The 16,784-nt window shown below is 43.4% G+C and carries 14 protein-coding genes; 9 read left to right on the top strand and 5 right to left on the bottom strand.

What is annotated here, in order from left to right:
• Positions 1–25 precede the first annotated feature (25 nt).
• Complete coding sequence (locus AC3FZD_RS05400; protein ID WP_488739148.1) at positions 26–1,318, bottom strand: glutamate-5-semialdehyde dehydrogenase; 1,293 nt, start codon at positions 1,316–1,318, stop codon at positions 26–28.
• A gap of 135 nt (positions 1,319–1,453) precedes the next feature.
• On the opposite strand from AC3FZD_RS05400, the gene AC3FZD_RS05395 reads away from it, so the two are divergent.
• Both AC3FZD_RS05395 and AC3FZD_RS05390 read left to right on the top strand, forming a co-directional pair.
• Positions 1,454–1,900 carry an SRPBCC family protein gene (locus AC3FZD_RS05395; RefSeq protein WP_488739147.1) on the top strand — a complete coding sequence of 149 codons (447 nt, stop codon included), beginning with the start codon at positions 1,454–1,456 and terminating at the stop codon, positions 1,898–1,900.
• 97 nt (positions 1,901–1,997) lie between these two features.
• Positions 1,998–2,900, top strand: a complete 903-nt coding sequence (locus AC3FZD_RS05390; protein ID WP_488739146.1) for a tetratricopeptide repeat protein — start codon at positions 1,998–2,000, stop codon at positions 2,898–2,900.
• A gap of 30 nt (positions 2,901–2,930) precedes the next feature.
• On the opposite strand, the gene AC3FZD_RS05385 is transcribed toward AC3FZD_RS05390, so the two are convergent.
• On the bottom strand, positions 2,931–3,068 hold the full coding sequence (locus AC3FZD_RS05385) for a hypothetical protein (protein WP_488739145.1): 138 nt from the start codon (positions 3,066–3,068) through the stop codon (positions 2,931–2,933).
• A gap of 113 nt (positions 3,069–3,181) precedes the next feature.
• On the opposite strand from AC3FZD_RS05385, the gene AC3FZD_RS05380 reads away from it, so the two are divergent.
• Together AC3FZD_RS05380 and AC3FZD_RS05375 are read left to right on the top strand one after the other, a co-directional pair.
• Positions 3,182–6,163, top strand: a complete 2,982-nt coding sequence (locus AC3FZD_RS05380) for a hypothetical protein (RefSeq protein WP_488739144.1) — start codon at positions 3,182–3,184, stop codon at positions 6,161–6,163.
• Positions 6,164–6,286: 123 nt separating this feature from the next.
• Positions 6,287–9,925: a C-terminal helicase domain-containing protein gene (locus AC3FZD_RS05375; RefSeq protein WP_488739143.1), complete on the top strand. Its 3,639-nt coding sequence runs from the start codon at positions 6,287–6,289 to the stop codon at positions 9,923–9,925.
• A 43-nt stretch (positions 9,926–9,968) separates the two neighbouring features.
• Here AC3FZD_RS05375 and AC3FZD_RS05370 read toward each other — a convergent pair whose 3' ends face one another.
• The 3 genes from AC3FZD_RS05370 to AC3FZD_RS05360 form a co-directional block, all read right to left on the bottom strand.
• Positions 9,969–10,502, bottom strand: coding sequence for a hypothetical protein (locus tag AC3FZD_RS05370; RefSeq protein WP_488739142.1), 534 nt, complete (start codon positions 10,500–10,502; stop codon positions 9,969–9,971).
• Between the two features lie 184 nt (positions 10,503–10,686).
• On the bottom strand, positions 10,687–10,803 hold the full coding sequence (locus tag AC3FZD_RS05365; protein ID WP_488739141.1) for a photosystem II reaction center protein I: 117 nt from the start codon (positions 10,801–10,803) through the stop codon (positions 10,687–10,689).
• A 101-nt stretch (positions 10,804–10,904) separates the two neighbouring features.
• Positions 10,905–11,936: a hypothetical protein gene (locus tag AC3FZD_RS05360; protein ID WP_488739140.1), complete on the bottom strand. Its 1,032-nt coding sequence runs from the start codon at positions 11,934–11,936 to the stop codon at positions 10,905–10,907.
• A 111-nt stretch (positions 11,937–12,047) separates the two neighbouring features.
• Here AC3FZD_RS05360 and AC3FZD_RS05355 point away from each other — a divergent pair, with 111 nt between their 5' ends.
• From AC3FZD_RS05355 to rbp (AC3FZD_RS05335), 5 genes are all read left to right on the top strand, one after another.
• Positions 12,048–15,128 carry an alpha-mannosidase gene (locus AC3FZD_RS05355; RefSeq protein ID WP_488739139.1) on the top strand — a complete coding sequence of 1,027 codons (3,081 nt, stop codon included), beginning with the start codon at positions 12,048–12,050 and terminating at the stop codon, positions 15,126–15,128.
• Positions 15,129–15,295: 167 nt separating this feature from the next.
• Positions 15,296–15,586 carry an RNA-binding regulator gene (gene rbp / locus AC3FZD_RS05350; RefSeq protein WP_488739138.1) on the top strand — a complete coding sequence of 97 codons (291 nt, stop codon included), beginning with the start codon at positions 15,296–15,298 and terminating at the stop codon, positions 15,584–15,586.
• 86 nt (positions 15,587–15,672) lie between these two features.
• On the top strand, positions 15,673–15,819 hold the full coding sequence (locus AC3FZD_RS05345) for a hypothetical protein (protein ID WP_488739137.1): 147 nt from the start codon (positions 15,673–15,675) through the stop codon (positions 15,817–15,819).
• A 104-nt stretch (positions 15,820–15,923) separates the two neighbouring features.
• Positions 15,924–16,196 (top strand): RNA-binding regulator, encoded by a 273-nt coding sequence (gene rbp, locus AC3FZD_RS05340; RefSeq protein ID WP_488739136.1) that lies wholly within the window; start codon positions 15,924–15,926, stop codon positions 16,194–16,196.
• A 133-nt stretch (positions 16,197–16,329) separates the two neighbouring features.
• Positions 16,330–16,647: an RNA-binding regulator gene (gene rbp, locus AC3FZD_RS05335; protein ID WP_488739135.1), complete on the top strand. Its 318-nt coding sequence runs from the start codon at positions 16,330–16,332 to the stop codon at positions 16,645–16,647.
• The last annotated feature ends 137 nt before the right edge of the window (positions 16,648–16,784 follow it).

Below are 16,784 nucleotides of genomic sequence, written 5' to 3'. Positions count from 1 at the left end.
CGCGTCTGCGTGTCTGTGCGTCTCCCTATCCCATATCCTTGTGGGTAAAGGGTTTGGCGTTTGCTCCGGAGTAGGTGGCGGCAATATGACCGTTTCCGGTGACCTGATATTTATAGGTGATTAATCCTTCTAATCCTACTGGGCCGCGTGGGGGCATTTGTTGGGTGCTGATGCCGACTTCTGCGCCAAATCCGTAGCGGAAGCCGTCGGCAAAGCGGGTGGAGCAGTTATGATACACGCCCGCCGCATCGATTTGATTCAGGAAGAGTTGGGCGGCTTGGGGGTTTTCGGTGACGATTGCATCCGTATGCTTAGATCCGTAGGTGTTAATATGATCTATCGCTTCCTCTAGACTTTCGACTTGCTTAATGGCTAAAATCAGATCGCTGTATTCTGTAGACCAATCGGCTTCTGTGGCTGGGGCAATGGCTAATAATTCTACTGTTGAAGGATCTCCGAGTAATTTTACGCCTTTTTCTTGTAGTGCTTGGGCGACAGCAGGAAGAATCTGGGAAGCGCAAGAACGATGGACTAACAGGGTTTCGATGGCGTTGCAGGCGGCGGGATATTGGGTTTTGGCATCGACGGTAATGGCGATCGCCTTTTTTAGATCCGCAGATTCATCTAGATAAAGGTGACAAATGCCATCGGCATGACCGAGGACGGGAATGTTGGTATTTTCCTGGACAAATCTGACAAAAGAGTTAGAACCCCTAGGAATAATCAGATCCACATACTGGTCTAACTTCAACAGGGCGATGGTTTCCTCGCGGGTGGTTAAAAGTTGCACCACATCGGGACTAACGGCGGTTTGCGATAATCCTTGACGAATGGCTTTCACAATGGCTTCACAGGACTCAATGGCTTCCTTTCCACCCTTAAGAATTACCCCATTGCCTGACTTAATCGCTAGGGTAGAAATCTGGATCGCGGCTTCGGGTCTAGCTTCAAAAATTACACCCAGAACCCCTAATGGACAACTGATCCGCTTTAGGACTAAGCCTTCGTCTAATTCCCGATGGATTTGGACTGTACCCACGGGATCGGGTAACTTTTGTACATCTCGCACCCCAGCAATATTGGCGTTTAGTTTGCTTTGATCGAGTTTCAGGCGATGATAGAGGGGTTTGGCAATGCCTGCGGTAGTAGCGGTTTCACAGTCGGCTTGGTTGGCGGCTACAATGTGGGGGGCAGCCTGTTCTAGGGATTGGGCGATCGCCTCAATAGCCTGATTTTTTTCTGCTGTGGTTGAGTTTGCTAACTGACGCGCTCCTTGTCGGGTTTTCTGGGCGAGTTCGATTAATGTGGGGGAAGCCATGGGTAATTAATAATTAACAATTAATAATTAATAAGGGGGTTACCTCTGCTTTGAGGGAGAGGATTGTTTTCAAATTAGTTTACCACATCCTAAAATACAGAACGAGCAACTTATGTTATTTTCCTGTTTCCTAAAATGTCTTCTCGCCAAGTTTTTGAGCAATCGATTGAGATTAAAGCTAATGCCACGACTGTGGAGCGCTGTTTTACGGAGTTAGATTTGATGCACCAATGGCTTAATCCAATGTTGGAGTGTCAGCCGGTGGGGGTGTGGAGTACAGAAATCGGGAGTCAATCCCAGTTTATGATTAAAATTCCGGTGATTCAACCGACGCTTAGGAGTAGGGTAATTGAGCGGGAACCGGGGTTAGTGGTGTGGCAGTTTGAGGGTTTTTTTCAAGGGTGCGATCGCTGGGAATGTCAACCGATAGAGTCTGGAACTCGTCTGATTAACCGCTTTGAGTTTGAGATTGCTAATCCGTTGATTGCCTTTGGGTTTAATCGGTTTGCGGCGGGTTGGACTCAAGAGGATATGAAAGCACAATTGGGCCGGCTTAGGCAAGTGGCACAGAGGATTAATTAACAATTAACAATTAACAATTAACAATTAACAATTAACAATTATAGTGATGAACATGGGTTTTGGCGATCGGTGCTGGGTTGGTTTTTGCTGTGCTGCGATGATCACGATGCTGTTCTCTAGTCGTGCAGTACGGGGGCTGGATCGTCTCTATTTGGCTCAGGTTGAGGTGAATAGTCAGTCAGTGGAGTATCTGAATCAAGGGTTGCAATTGATTCAAGCGGGAGAGGTAGAACGGGCGATCGCGGCGTTTCGAGAGGCGACAAGGTTGGGGCCAAATTTAGCTCCGGCTCCGTATAATTTAGGTCTTGCTCTGCGGCAGAGGGGGGATCTTCAGGGGGCGGCGAGTGCCTTTTATCAAGCGATTCAGATCGATCCAAATTTTGCGATCGCCTACGCGAATTTAGGGGCGGCGCTGTTGGAGGGGAGTAATCTACAACAGGCTCAGGAGTATCTGCAAATGGCGATCGAACTCGATCCGAAGTTGGGGGTAGGGCACTATAATCTGGGATTGGTACAAAAGTTACAGGGGAATGGGGAGGCGGCGATCGCCTCATTTAAGCAAGCGATCATATTTTCTCCGACTGCTCCGGAACCCTATTATTATTTGGGTTTGATTTATCAGGAACAGGGGCAATTAACCCAAGCAATGGAACTATTGCGCCAGGCTGTAGAAAAAAATCCGCAGTATGCCCAAGCTTATTATGCGATCGGCTCCATTTTATTACAACAAGGAAAGCTCGATCCGGCGCTGAATGCCTTCCGAGACGCTGCTCAAGCCGATCCTAATTATGGCAATGCTTATTATGGAGCGGGTTTAGTATTTATGGAAAAACAAGATTATCAAGAAGCACAGCGCGTGTTAGCGTTTGCCCAGAAATTGTATGAGACGGATGGCAATCAAAAATGGGCAATGATGGCGGCTCAATTATTACAACGGGCGCGAGAGTTATATCAATTAAAAATTAAAAATTTTCATGTCGGCGACAGCCGAAAAAATTAAAAATGGGTCTGGTTTGGGGGCGAGTTAGTTCTAATCATGCAAGAATTCGGGAAAATTGGCATCACCGACTTGTGCCAAACTATAGATACAATCTTCGGGTAAATCGGGATAATCTAAAGAGGTTTCGCGCACGACTAAATCTAATCCCGACTGATAGCCATAGAGCATTGCTTCTTCTACTAAACCAGTGATAGTATAACAGATTCCTTTTGAGTGTGGATGATGGCTTGTAAGGGGGACGGGGCGATCGTATACTTGAATTAACAGTAACTTTAATGAGTATGGTTAGTTCCTTTCGACACGCAGATGAGAGTCTTCCCAAGGTAGACTACAGAGACATCCTCGATCGCATTGTACAGGCGATCGCCAATCAGAGGGGTTTATTTCGAGTTTCCGACGATTTGGGGCGATTATTGGTTAATGTAGAGGCGATCGCCCATTCGATAGCTCACCAAAACCTCACCGATCCGATCCTAGGGGGAGATTGGCGTGTTCGCGCTGCTACCATCAACTTTAGCCCCTCCTGTGCCGAACAATTTCCCGATCAAATCAGAGCAATTAGACAAGCACTCCTAGTACAACTCGAATCTAGCTTAAGAGAAAAAAACCTAGAAACTAGGGCTTTTCTGTCTAGTTTACTTCAAGATTTCTCCACCTTTCAGAATTCACAGCCCAGTTTAGATTTAAGTTATCCCTTTAAACCTTATACGGGATTACAAAAAGAACGCTTACATATTGAATCCCCTGGCTCAATTAAATTTCATAAATTAACCATTACCGTCGATCGTACCGATACCCTCAATCGTAATTTACCGGAAGAATTGAGGCGGTATATCCATGAACAGCTCGCTACTCAAACCAATGAACAAGAATCCGATCTAGAGGATGTTCTCACGGATCTCATACAAGATGATAATTCCGATCTGGATCGACTGAAACGGTTGATGGATACGGAAGTTTTGGGACAGCTCAAAAAAGAAGCAAAAATTCAGTATTTAGAATATTTAGAGCAAAATATTAACGCCACCAGACATCCAGAGGTTGTCTATCTCAGGGATTTAATTCGTCGGTTAAAAGCGTTGAATGATTATATTGCTGATCCCAATAAAGCGGATGCTGACTATGAAGTTACCTATCAAGGAAAAACCGTCAATTTTCGCCAACTTTTTTCCCGTGCCGAAGCTTTAGATATTTTGCCCGTTATCCCTATCATTGAAGGCTATTTAGGAGAAACGACAGATCCTCTCAAGAACAGAAGACAATTTATTTTTGGACTGAAACTTAAATTAAATGGCCCAGTGCAAAATCAGGGGAGCGAAAGTGCTTTTGATTATTATTGCAGTTTACTGGATCTAGATCGAGAAGAAAATCAGGCTGTAGCTCGGAGTCAATATGGTCTAGAAAAGATTCTCAAAGTCGCTTTTTTATATTTCTTTGTTTTTGCTTCCGATTGCGATCCAGAAGCAGAAGGGTATAATTATAATGATGAATTACAGTACGATCCAGTCAGTCGCTTTGACAACAATATTTTAGGGAGGTTGCAAGGAGATAATGATGGGGCAAAAGTCAGTCTGTTAAGAGGAATTCGCCGAGGACTAGAGCAATTCAAGGCTAAGGAAAAAGTTAAGCGCTTGGTCGAATTAGTCAAGGATATCCTAAACCAGAGAAGGGTTTTACCTCCTGATGAACATTGTATTCATGTGGGGGTGAGGAAAACGTTATTAGAAACAAATGTTGAGGAAATTTTGCAGCGACTGACTCTGTTTAAGGAAGTTTTGAGAAGAAACCCAAAAGAGTCTCTTCAGTATTTATCCGTGGGAGAAGCAACGGTAAATCCCGATATTTTCTGCCAATTACCGGTTAGCATCAAGATAGAAGATATTCGCTATGCAGAAACGAGCGATCGCCAGACGTTTTCCATGAGCTATAATCTGGGTTCTCTCCAGAGCTTCCCGGTGCTACTAACGCCTAAAAAATGCCTTACCGATCGAGGATATAAAAAACACTATGAAACTTTGCAAAGCAGAAAATTAGTATTGTTTCATATCGATACAGTTAAGAACGAAAGACTAGATAACCAACAAGCCTTTCTGTATCGCTTTACCTTTACCCTACTCTTCTACATTGTAGTTCAACAGTTAGCCCATTATCTCCCCAACCCCGAAAACCTATTTATTCCTATTGTCCGCTTTCATTTAACCAATAAAAACAATTCATCTCCCTTAGAAGAATTCATCCTGAATTTGTCGGTTACCGTCTCCCATTTGCTCAATGAAGACAAAATTCTAGCAAACTTCCAAGGCTTTGATATTACCAGCAACAATATTCATAAAACCAAAAATGGTCTTAGTTCTCTCTATTCTAGATTGCCTAAAGTATTCTCGTTTGATAACCCAGAGGAAACGCCTAAATTGGAGAAATTGGCCATTATTGTCGTTTCCAGTCGCGAATCTGATGCCCATTATCAAACCGATAAAGATCGGCATCTGTCTAATTTAATGGGCGAAGTCGTGAGCGTTACTCGTCGAGAAGATGCTCGGATAGAGATTAATTGTTTAAGTACCTTTTCCGATTCTTATCCCCGTTCACAAATGTTTAAGAATCCCTTGGTTCTCCGAGATAAAATTGCGGAACTCTATCAGCAAGGATATCGGCATTTTGTTTATATTGCTAAAGCTCCCTATACAAGCAGCTTAAATATGACAGTCGAAGAGGATCGCCTATTTTTCATGTCGCGATCGCTGATTCATTGTCTGCGAGATAATAATCCAGAAATTCTAATTTATCCCATGTTTTTTGATAAGTATTATGTACGCTCCTCTATGAGTCTTAAACCCAAATCTTTGTATGTTCAAGATATCCGCGAGTTAACCCAGTTAGTGGACGATCCCAGCCAGCAATCTGTGGTGTTTTTTAATTTGTTTAATGGACTGAAAGTAGGCAATACTGACGATCGATTTTATAATGGAGTCATTTCCTATGCTACCCTCTTAAATACTTATAAGGGAATTTTGGAGAATGAAGTGATGTATCAAGGGTTGTTGCATGAGGGAGACTTGAAACATGATATTTTGCAGTATCTAACGCTGTTCCATTTTTCTCGCTATGAAGCAACGCGCAACATCAGCTTGAAGCTCGATCCTTATCAAAATATTATTGGTGATTATTCGGTGGGTAAGTTGTCTTTGTTTAAGCATATTAATGGCAAGTCTGATTTTAATTCTTTGGCGTTTTTGACGGAAGTTAAAAAGGCTTTGATTTGATAAAGGGTTGCCCTCATCCCTTAGCCTCTTCTCCCACGGGAGAAGGGGAAAAAGTCCCTCTCCTGTGGGAGAGGGATGTAGGGAGAGGGCTTATATTAACGTAAATTAAGGAGAAGTTGAACGATGAAAATAGAAGATCAAGGACGACCGTTTGAAATGGGGTTTAATATTGGGATTCTTAATTATCTTCAGCAAAAACAATTGGCTCCGAAATGGGTTGATTATTATCGTCAAGAACTGGAAAATGTTAAGTTAAACGAAATTAATAAAAAACTGATTGAAAATGCGAGTTCCATGAGTTGTAGCGATCGCCGGATCATTGAAACATGGAGTCAACTTTTACTCTTTAAGGGTTTTTTGGGGGGATATAATTTTTTTGCGGAATATCTGCAAGGGACGAAATGGCGCAACCTTGAGCGTGGTTTAGAGGTGCTGTATTATCAATGTGCGTTTGCGGGTAGCAATAGTCTGAAGACGCATCAGAAGAGTGACGAGCAGCTCTCTGAAGGGTGGTTATCTCGGTTAGAGGGACTCGATCGCGATAACTTGGAGAGGTATATTAACCAATATAAGGATACAGGAGAGTTTTTAAGAGCGGATACCCTATTATTGCTCCGTTATTCCCAACGGGACTATCGCATTTTAGTTATCGATCAATCGGTATTTGCGGTTCAGTCGGAAAAGGATATGACTGATATCCAAAATTTTATTGAACTGATTAAAAGTAAGTTAATCCAAGAAATTAATTATTTGCGATCGAAAAGTGTGTTTTCTAAGCTGAGAATTGATACGGGAGAAAGTCCGGATTTAGAGTTTCTGTTTTCTCCGGGTTTGAAGGATTATTTTACGGCGTTTAAGTCGAAGGATAAGGAGAGTGCGAAGTTAATTCAAGCAGCAGGATATGCCTATAGTTTTTATCAGTTTTTGCAGAAAACGGGAATTATTGCTCAAGGTGCAAAGGTGATTTTGAGTGCCATGGGATATAGCGATCGCGGAATGAATACGATGACGATCCATCCGGAAAACCTCTCCTTGTTTCAAACCTGTTACCAAATTTACAAGCATGAGTCCAGTGGCAAAGAGATGATCGCGGTGCGAAAACAGGTGTTTAATCAGATCAAACGTCAGATGGGTGCAAGTTTCGATCGCGGTAGGGAGTTTGTGGAACAGTTGATTAATATTCCCCCAGATCAAACCACGGTGGTTACTCATCACGAGCCAATTCAGGGGTTTCTCACCTCGGTTGCACCCCTTCCCGATCGGATTGCCCAAGAGTATAATCTTGATTCTAGCCTCGATTTACGCAATGGCCATGCTGAGTTGATCCGGCGATCGCTCCTTTCCGATAGCTTGTATCTTTTTTTAACGGGGAATCCGGGAATTGGCAAAACCACGGCGATCGCCAACTTCCTCAAACAACATCAAGACGACGGTTTTCTCTTTTTCTACGTCAGTCCCCGCAAACAGGTTAACCTCGATATTCTGGAAAAATTTAAAGATAATGATGGGAAATGGTGCAGCAAAAACTTAGTTTGCTTAAACACCAATTCCCAAATTATTGCTGAACAAGGAGGTGACTATACTGTACAATATCTTTCCGATCGATGGCAAGGAAATTTTAGGCAACAATCCGTTTTATTTCTCGATGGCAACCCAGATCACAAGCATCAGAAAAGATCCGATCCTCGCTTGCAACGCAAAACCGAAGATCTCATCGTCGAAGCACCCCAAAATACTGCCGGAGTCATTCGCAGCATGTGCGAAGCCATCCACACCCTTCTCGATCGGCAAAGCACTAATAAAATAGTCGCTTCCCTCTCCATTCAAGCCTTGAAAAAAACGCCCCAAGGTGGCGATACTCTCAAACATTTCGGCGAGATTTTCAAAGGAGCCTATAATAGTCGCACTCAAAAGATCATCCCGGCAAAAATGCAGGCTATTTCTAAGCGATTTAAACATCTGTTCATCATGATTGATGAAATTACTGGAGATGATAGTGGCGTAGAATTTTTGAATCGGATTACCCGCATTCTTCAAGATTATGGATTAACCACAGGAGAACATGGATTTAATCCTAAAATTATTATCGCCGATGCTTCCCTTGTCGATCAGGATGTCATTGAACAACATCTGAAATCTAGCAATCCTGAACCCGATAAAATCTTTTTCCGCAAAGCCAAGAAAAAGGCATCACCCTTGAGTGTAGATTCTTTTGAATTCAACCGCCATCAAGCCACTCTGATTAACACCAACTCCTATCCCGCTAGTGACCTAAAAGTTACTTATAATGTTATCCTTCATTCGACTCAATTTCAAGAGCGCGATCGCTTAAAACCCAAAGAAGATGATTTAGGTAAAAAATTGCGCGAACAAATCTTAGCTGATATTGAACTAATCACTCAAGAACAGGGAGAAACAGACGCTCAAATTTTAGTCTATATTCAAAACAAGCAGCAATTACAACAACTGATTGAAGCGCTTCAACGTCGTTGGCAAAGATTTGAGAAAAACCAAGACTATCTAGAAATTCATGCCAGTCTTTCCGAGAACGAAAGACAAACCATCCATAGCTATCAAAACGAAGTTAAGATCATCTTTATGACTTCCTCTGGTAGTCGCGGGTTATCCTTTCCCAAAGTTAAGCATATTTTAGTCGATATTCCGCGCTTCCAGGTGGAGAAAAATCTGATGGAAATCATTCAAGTGATCTATCGGGGACGGGGAAATCCAGATCTAGATTATCAATCGAAGTCTTTACACTTTTATCTGGCAGAAAATGCCGTTTACTTTGAAGATCAGCCCCAGCTTTCTCTTCAGGAAAAAATTCTCAGCATCTTTAATATTTTACTCCTTCTTAAAGCCTCGATTATGACGCGAATTTTGGGCGCGGGTAAAATTGGTAGACAAGCATATTTGATTATTCCCATTGGTGGAAAGTCAGTATCTGCTGCTGGACAAACTCTCAGTTCTAACCTGGCAAATCTGCTTAGAGAACTGAAACTAGAACTTAGAAATCGCCATAAAGATCGGAACTTAGCGCAAACCCATGAGCATTTAAAAACCTTACTCAGCCAAGCGGATTTTACTATCCCTCAACCGAACAATTGTTCTTATATTTCTGAAAAATTTACCGATCAGTTCTTAGAATTCACTCAACCTAACTTGAGTCAATTAATCGATTTTCCACCTCTAGACACGGGCTATCTTCAGGGAAGTTTGCTCATGGTTCCCCTCGGCGATCGCATCGTTTCGGAAACCTATACTTTGTTTCTGGACTTAATTCTGAATCAGAGAACCGATGAATTATGGCAAAATTTAAAGTATATTAGTAGCCCGAAAAGTGACTACCATGAAAATCTAAAGTTTGCGACTCGAAGCGCGATAGACTTAATTGATAAAATTCGCGAAACTCAGAATAAATCCCAACGCTACGAGCAGCAAAGTCAGCGACTGGATCGCTATTATGCCCTGCCTTTATTAACATTTGTTGCTAGAGAGGAGATGAAAGCGTATCTCAGTCAAAAAGAGCGAATTGAAGATGAGTATAGGACATTTCGCTATATTATCGAATGCTATATGCGATCGCTCTATCCCGTCGATAATATTCTTCCCATTGGCGATCGCTACGAGGATTTTCCCTTTGTCATCTTCAGCAGCTACAGTTTAGCCGACATCCGCGATCAACGGTTCACCGATCGCTATCTACTCAATTCTCATGAATTAAACATCCTCAATTTGGTTTTATCTCAAGACGACCAATAAGATCAAACCTGGTTAAAAGATTTCTTTTTTACCTCAACATCCCTTAAAAGCGCAAACCAGCCCCCATTTGTAGGTTCACTGAAGGGCGATCGCCATTTTGAAGCTCTTTGAGTTCCCAGTTGGCTTTTCCATAAACAATAAAGTTATCCAATAGGGAGCTTTCTACCCCAGCAGTGACAACAGGGGTATTTTCTACAGCTTGATTTCCATCCCCATTGACAAAGCGATATCCTGCACCGACAAAAATATTGGCATTGCGGGTAACCGGGAGATCGTAGGAAAAAGTCGGTTCAAGGGTGACGCGATCGCCTTCCATCACCAGCGATCCCCGTACTGATACGGGTAATAAGGGCACATCCCACCGTCCTTCTACCGATCGCACCTCTCCCGGCTTAGTTTCGTTTAACAGACTTTCCACAAAGTTTGTACCCGTGGGATCGAGTAAATTATCCATCATGCGATCGGGCGTTTGTCCCACCCCTACATAATTACCATTTAATCCTCTCGATTGGGCGATCGCGCTATCTGCCGATAACATCAAGGGCAGAACTAAGAATAGGGCTTTTAGGTTAAACATGATCTAAGGTTCATCCGTTACACAAGGGGACTGAGAATGCCTTTCCTTACTTAAGGATTAACTTCAGGATTATTTGTGAGGACAGGCGCTCTGGAGTTTAAAAACATTGCGCTACCCGGACAAAACAAAGTAGCGCAAGTTACAATATTTAACAGACTATTCTGGTATTTTAACCAAAAAAGGATTATTCTAAGTCACGACGACCGGGGTTACGAGAGGGGTCACTCGATAGAAACCCAAATACAAATAAAGCTACAAAGAAAAGCACAACGATATTAACAACGACTTTGAGCGTGAGCATTTATGTTTCTCCGAACAGATAGGCTTTGGATCATCATATCGAAATTTGGCTGAAAAACCTAGTAGAGGGGATAGAGCTATTACCCATCACCCCTTACTCCTTTAGACTTCCTCATTCAGCCAGCGCCAGACTTTACTCACCTGTTCTTCCACTTTCAGCAAAAGGCGATCCAGCCAGAGCCAGAATTTTTCCGTAGGCGACAGGATATACTCATGGCCAGTGGCTTGAGTTTCAATATAATCTGGTGCAGGCTCTGGAGTCCTGGAGGCTTGGGGTTGACTCAAGGATGAGGGTTGGCTGGGAGTGGGCATAGCGCCAAATAGCTCTTCTGAGGTTAACCAAGGATCATCCATTTTGATCGGAGCAGGTTGGGCAATGGGTTGGGTTGAGGGAACATCATAATTGAACCCGCTAGGAGGATGGAGATCTAAAGAGGTTAGCCAAGGAGCGTTAACCGTAAAGGTATTGAGCTGGAGTGGCGGTTGGGGTTGCTGGGTTTGAGACTCCCCAAAGCTATCAATAGCTACAGCAACTCCCCCTTTTTCCATCCAAGCCATCAGTTGCCAAAAGCGGCGTATGGGGGGGAATAAATCCGCCTGTTGAGCAAGAGTAGAGAAGGGGATTTGAGGTAGGAAAGTTCGGGAGGGAGGAAGCAGTTTTTGGACGATCGCCTGTTGGATTTTTTGCTGCTGTTGGGGTGTTAGAATATCGAGGGCTTGATTGGCTTGGGAAATCAGGACTAATTTGCCAGAGTCGAGTTGACTGGCAATGCCTTGGAGCAGTTGTTGAGGAAAGGGATAGGGACTCGAAGGGGTAGGCTGAACCAGGGAAGGCAGTTTAACCGGTGGATTGAGTTGGATCACTTCCTCTAAAATCTCCAAAATGGGGGTATCGGCTTCCGTCTCTTGCTGTTCTGGCCCTTTCAGCCAAGGGGTGACTTTTTGCTTAAATTGATAATTAATCGTCCGTCCACTTTGGAAGAGCCAATAAAGGGGATAAATCATGACTTGGATCGTCCATTCGGCGGCAACTTTTAGATGTCGTAGGGCGCGGGTTCCCCGATCTAGCCATTGCTGAGAATGGTAATGAAACCCATTTAAAATCCGACTTTGATAGCGATCGCCAAGAGTCATGTTTTTCCCTCCCATTAACCCGTATGATGGTGTTATTCTATAGCATTTGGGAGAGGGCGGGGGGAGATGGGAGGAAGTGCAGATCGGCTGACCCATTACCCATGACCCATTATGGATGTTGCTTTATTTCAACAAATACTGGAGCGGTTGCGATCGCTCACTTGTCTGAATCTACAATCTCAATGGTTATACTCTCCTGAAGATCTGCCCATCAACCAGGGTATTAATCCCGATACTTGGCTGTCCTGGAGTCCCGTTCAAATCAATACTAAAGGTCATGTAGCTTGGGATAAGGGACAAGTGCTTTGGCTTGGACAACAATTCACCGTTCCCCAACAATTGCAAAACTATCCCCTCCAAGGATTATGCCTGAGATGGAGCCTGATGTGGTGGGCAGAAGTCGCTCAGGTGTTTGTTAATGGCGAATGTGTGCAGGAAGGGGATCTCTTTGATTGTGCCACTCGCATTTTATTATCCCCAGAAGTTGCCCCGGAAATGGCGTTTAATTTGGCTGTGCGCTTAGTGAGTCCGGGGCACGATCCGGGAGCGATGGTGCGGAGTTTAGCCCTGTTTGAGGGGCAAATTAGGCACGATCCAGGCTTTATTGCTGATGAGCTGGAATGCTTGTTTTTGTCGGGATCGGATGACCCCGTGTTTTTAGAGGGGTTGATGGGGGTAATGACTGGGTTAGACTGGTCTAAGGTGGGCGATCGCCCTGGGTTTAACCGCCAATTAGAACTCTTAGGCGATCGACTTTTATCCCTCAAACTTCCCCCTACTCCCCAGATTTTCCTTCTCAGCCATGCCCATCTTGATTTAGCCTGGTTATGGCCCGTTTCCGAAACCTGGGAAGCAGCCGAGCGTACCTTTACTTCTGTATTGCAGTTGCAGGAAGAATTTCCCCAGCTTACCTTTGGCCATTCTACCCCCGCTTTATATGCTTGGCTAGAAGAACATCAGCCCCACTTATTTAAGGCCATTCAAAATCGAGTACATGAGGGCAGATGGGAAATCATTGCCGGATTGTGGGTTGAACCTGACTTTAATTTAGTCAGTGGTGAATCAATTATTCGTCAAGTCTTGTATGGACAACGCTATATTCGAGAGAAGTTTGGAGTTCTTAATCGGGTGGCTTGGTTGCCCGATAGCTTTGGATTTTGTTGGCAACTACCGCAAATTTTTAAGTTAGGAAAAATTGATTATTTTGTTACTCAAAAGCTGCGCTGGAATGATACTAATGATTTTCCTTATGATGTGTTTTGGTGGCAGGGTTTAGAGGGTACTCAGATATTAAGCCTGATGTCTGCACCCATTGGTGAAGGCATCGATATCGTTAAATTAACCCGCTATGCGATGGAGATCAAAGAGAGGACAGGAAAGGCGCAAGTCCTTGGTTTACCAGGGGTTGGCGATCATGGAGGGGGCCCGAGTCGGGATATGTTGGAGGTCGGGAGGCGATCGCAGGAATCTCGTTTTTTTCCTCGGATTCAGTTTACCACCGCCCATGCATATTTGGATCGTTTAGCCCAAGAGAAAGATTATCCTATTTGGCATGATGAGTTATATTTAGAATTTCATCGCGGCTGTTATACCAGTCATGCCGATCAGAAATATTATAATCGTCGCTGTGAACGGTTGTTATATCAAGGGGAACTCTGGTCAAGCTGCGCTAGTTTATTAACGGGCTGTGAGTATCCTAAAGCCAGATTAGAACAGGCATGGAAAACGGTTTTATTTAATCAGTTTCATGATATTTTACCGGGTTCTTCTATTCCACAAGTTTTTCAAGATGCTAATCAGGAATGGCAAAAAGTAATCCAGTCTACAGAACAAATGATTCAACAGGCTTTCGGGGCGATCGCTTCCCAAATCACTCTCCCCAAAAGTCCAGCTTTTGGAGCGCAACCCCTGCTGATCTTTAATCCTCTTAATTGGTCTCGTTCTGAAGTTGTTTGTATGACTCTTCCAGAGGGGATTACTTCGGCTAAGATTGTTGACTTAGATGGACAAGAGTTGCCCAGTCAAGTTGATCATAGATCGATCTATTTCTTGGCTCAAAATACACCTTCTATTGGCTATCAAATGGTTTGGTTAGTGCCGAATAAACAAGCCATTTTATCCCCAGATTTCCCAAGGGATTTTGTCCTGCAAAATAAAGCTGTTACCGTCGCGATCGATCCCGAAACAGGGGATATTTTAGAATGGCGCGATCGTCAGCATCATCGATCCATTTTGAGTGGGCCAGGTAATCAACTACAAGGATTTGTCGATCGCGGTCAATATTGGGATGCTTGGAATATCGATCCAGATTATCAAAACTTCCCTTTGCCCCCAACAAAGCTAGAAGAAATTCAATGGGTAACTTATGGCGAATTGGTAAAAAAGATCAAAGTCGTTCGTACATTAGGCAATTCTCAAATCATTCAATACTATACTTTATTATCTCATGAAAATCAACTCAGAATTATCACTCAGATCGATTGGCAAGAACGTCACACTCTTTTGAAGGTAAGCTTTCCGTTGCTGTTACAAGCTAATGATATCAGTTATGAAATTCCCTGTGGCGTAATTCGCCGTTCTACCCGCTTCAAGACTCAGCAAGAAAAAGCCAAATGGGAAGTACCTGCTCTCAACTGGGCTGATTTAACTGATGAAGATCGAGATTATGGAGTCAGCCTGATCTCCGATTATAAATCGGGCTACGATCCCCACCCAAATCAATTAAGATTAAGTTTATTAAGGGGGTCAACTTGGCCCGATCCCCAAGCCGATTGGGGAGAGCATGAATTTAAATATGCTCTCTATCCCCATACCGGCAGTTGGGAAACAGCAGGAACCGTCCAACGGGGATATGAGTTTAACCACCCTTTACAAGTTTATTCCTGTCCTTTATCGGGGCAAGATAACGCAGGAATTTTGCCCCCCGAAATGAGTTTTTTAGAGTTCTCGTCAAACTCGTTTATTTTGATCGCTGTTAAGCGATCTGAAGATCCTCCGCACCATTGGATGATTAGAGGTTATGAATCCCAAGGGAAACCCCAGAGTATAGCCAGTAAAAATAATCTCGGTCTCGATGAAGGAAAGCGAGTTAATTTATTAGAAGAAGAGGAGGAAAATAGTTCCTTAGAGATTCAACCTTGGGAAATTCTGACGTTGAAGTGCTGCCAACAAAGGATGGAGAAGGTTGATTGAGGATCGAGAGTAAAGAAAAATTAATATGATTCATAACTCTTCCCCTATGCTAAACTGAGGTGTGAAGATTAAAATCGGTAGATAACTTGGTTCGCTTTAATTGGCTTGAAGGGTAAGAGTATCTCCGGGTCTAAACTTCGATACGCTATTGATTCTAGAGTGAGTTCATGACTGTATATATTGGTAACCTTTCTTTTCATGCCGAAGACAATGATCTCAAGGAAGTCTTTTCAGAGTATGGCACTGTGACCAGCGTTTTTCTACCTGTTGACCGTGACTCAGGGAAGAAGCGGGGTTTTGCGTTTGTAGACATGAGTAGTGATGATGAAGAAACTAAGGCCATAGACGCTCTTGATGGAGCGGACTGGATGGGAAGAACGATTAAGGTAAATAAGGCTAAACCGCGTGAAAACCGTGAATCCCGTGGTCATAACCGCAGTCGAGGATATTCCGGTTAAGGCATGACGAGGAAAGTTTAGTCCCTTGGCTGGAGGTGAAAGTTCGGTCAAAGGACTAAACAGGAAGAGGCGTATGATTTAAGATTATGAGTCCAAGTATTAAGAATCTGGCGATCGCCAAATCCCAAAGGTCAGTCTGGCAAGAACAGAATTGCCAATCTCGTTTAAGCCTACAGGGTTCACCCAAAAATAATCTTCATCGATACCGCACTATTGGCTCTAGTCTGTGCTAAACTGTCTACTGAAGACTAAAATCGGTAGATCACTGTGTTTGTGTTAATGCTTGGCGTATCTCCGAATAGCAACTTCTGCACCTAAATGATTCTGGAGGTATCGCATGTCCGTTTATATTGGTAATTTATCCTATGAAGTAAAGGAAGAGGATGTTAGAGAAGTCTTTGGTGAATATGGCCGTGTAACGCGAGTAAGTTTGCCCATTGACCGGGAAACTGGTCGGATGCGTGGTTTTGGCTTTGTAGAAATGCAAACCGAAGATCAAGAAGATAAAGCCATTGATGAACTCGATGGAGCTGAATGGATGGAGCGGGTTTTGAAGGTTAATAAAGCCAAACCCCGTGAAACTCGCTCAAACAAACAACCACGCTACTAAGACGCAACATCAAATATTAAAGGATTCAGAGACAACAAGAGCTGGCGGAACTGAATCCTTTGTAACTCAAAACCTATGATTGGGAGTAAACTCAATCGATAGGTTTATCTGCAATCGATTCTAGAGGTAATTCATGACAGTTTATATCGGTAATTTATCTTATGAGGCCACCGAACAAGACCTAAAACAGGTTTTTTCTGAGTATGGTTCCGTCAAGAGAGTCTCCTTACCGACTGACCGGGAAACAGGACGCATCAGAGGTTTTGCTTTTGTAGACATGACACAGGATGCGGAAGAGCAAAGTGCTATTTCCAATCTTGATGGAGCAGAATGGATGGGTCGTCAGATTAAAGTGAATAAGGCCAAACCCCGTGAGGAGAACAGGGATAACAGGGATAACAGGGATAATAGGGATAACAGACGGCGGGGGGGCGGCAGAGAGCGCTACTAAGATCGCATCGCGATCCGGGTAAGTACATCTCCCTCTTCAGACCAAACTGGAAGTCAAAAGCTAGAAGAGTCTAGCACTAATTTTATAAGGCTTCACATCAATTAGAAGCTATTCAGACACAGAAAACAGAGAATTTT

This window comes from Roseofilum sp. KMC-1 (assembly GCF_057802075.1).
Note: the sequence above shows the minus strand (reverse complement) of the source record. Positions and strands in the feature narration are given on the sequence as shown.

Excerpts from the sequence above, each read along its gene's own strand:
- AC3FZD_RS05400 (WP_488739148.1), bottom strand. The coding sequence starts at position 1,318 with ATGGCTTCCCCCACATTAATCGAACTCGCCCAGAAAACCCGACAAGGA.
- AC3FZD_RS05395 (WP_488739147.1), top strand. The coding sequence starts at position 1,454 with ATGTCTTCTCGCCAAGTTTTTGAGCAATCGATTGAGATTAAAGCTAAT.
- AC3FZD_RS05390 (WP_488739146.1), top strand. The coding sequence starts at position 1,998 with ATGATCACGATGCTGTTCTCTAGTCGTGCAGTACGGGGGCTGGATCGT.
- AC3FZD_RS05385 (WP_488739145.1), bottom strand. The coding sequence starts at position 3,068 with ATGCTCTATGGCTATCAGTCGGGATTAGATTTAGTCGTGCGCGAAACC.
- AC3FZD_RS05380 (WP_488739144.1), top strand. The coding sequence starts at position 3,182 with ATGGTTAGTTCCTTTCGACACGCAGATGAGAGTCTTCCCAAGGTAGAC.
- AC3FZD_RS05375 (WP_488739143.1), top strand. The coding sequence starts at position 6,287 with ATGAAAATAGAAGATCAAGGACGACCGTTTGAAATGGGGTTTAATATT.
- AC3FZD_RS05370 (WP_488739142.1), bottom strand. The coding sequence starts at position 10,502 with ATGTTTAACCTAAAAGCCCTATTCTTAGTTCTGCCCTTGATGTTATCG.
- AC3FZD_RS05365 (WP_488739141.1), bottom strand. The coding sequence starts at position 10,803 with ATGCTCACGCTCAAAGTCGTTGTTAATATCGTTGTGCTTTTCTTTGTA.
- AC3FZD_RS05360 (WP_488739140.1), bottom strand. The coding sequence starts at position 11,936 with ATGACTCTTGGCGATCGCTATCAAAGTCGGATTTTAAATGGGTTTCAT.
- AC3FZD_RS05355 (WP_488739139.1), top strand. The coding sequence starts at position 12,048 with ATGGATGTTGCTTTATTTCAACAAATACTGGAGCGGTTGCGATCGCTC.
- rbp (WP_488739138.1), top strand. The coding sequence starts at position 15,296 with ATGACTGTATATATTGGTAACCTTTCTTTTCATGCCGAAGACAATGAT.
- AC3FZD_RS05345 (WP_488739137.1), top strand. The coding sequence starts at position 15,673 with ATGAGTCCAAGTATTAAGAATCTGGCGATCGCCAAATCCCAAAGGTCA.
- rbp (WP_488739136.1), top strand. The coding sequence starts at position 15,924 with ATGTCCGTTTATATTGGTAATTTATCCTATGAAGTAAAGGAAGAGGAT.
- rbp (WP_488739135.1), top strand. The coding sequence starts at position 16,330 with ATGACAGTTTATATCGGTAATTTATCTTATGAGGCCACCGAACAAGAC.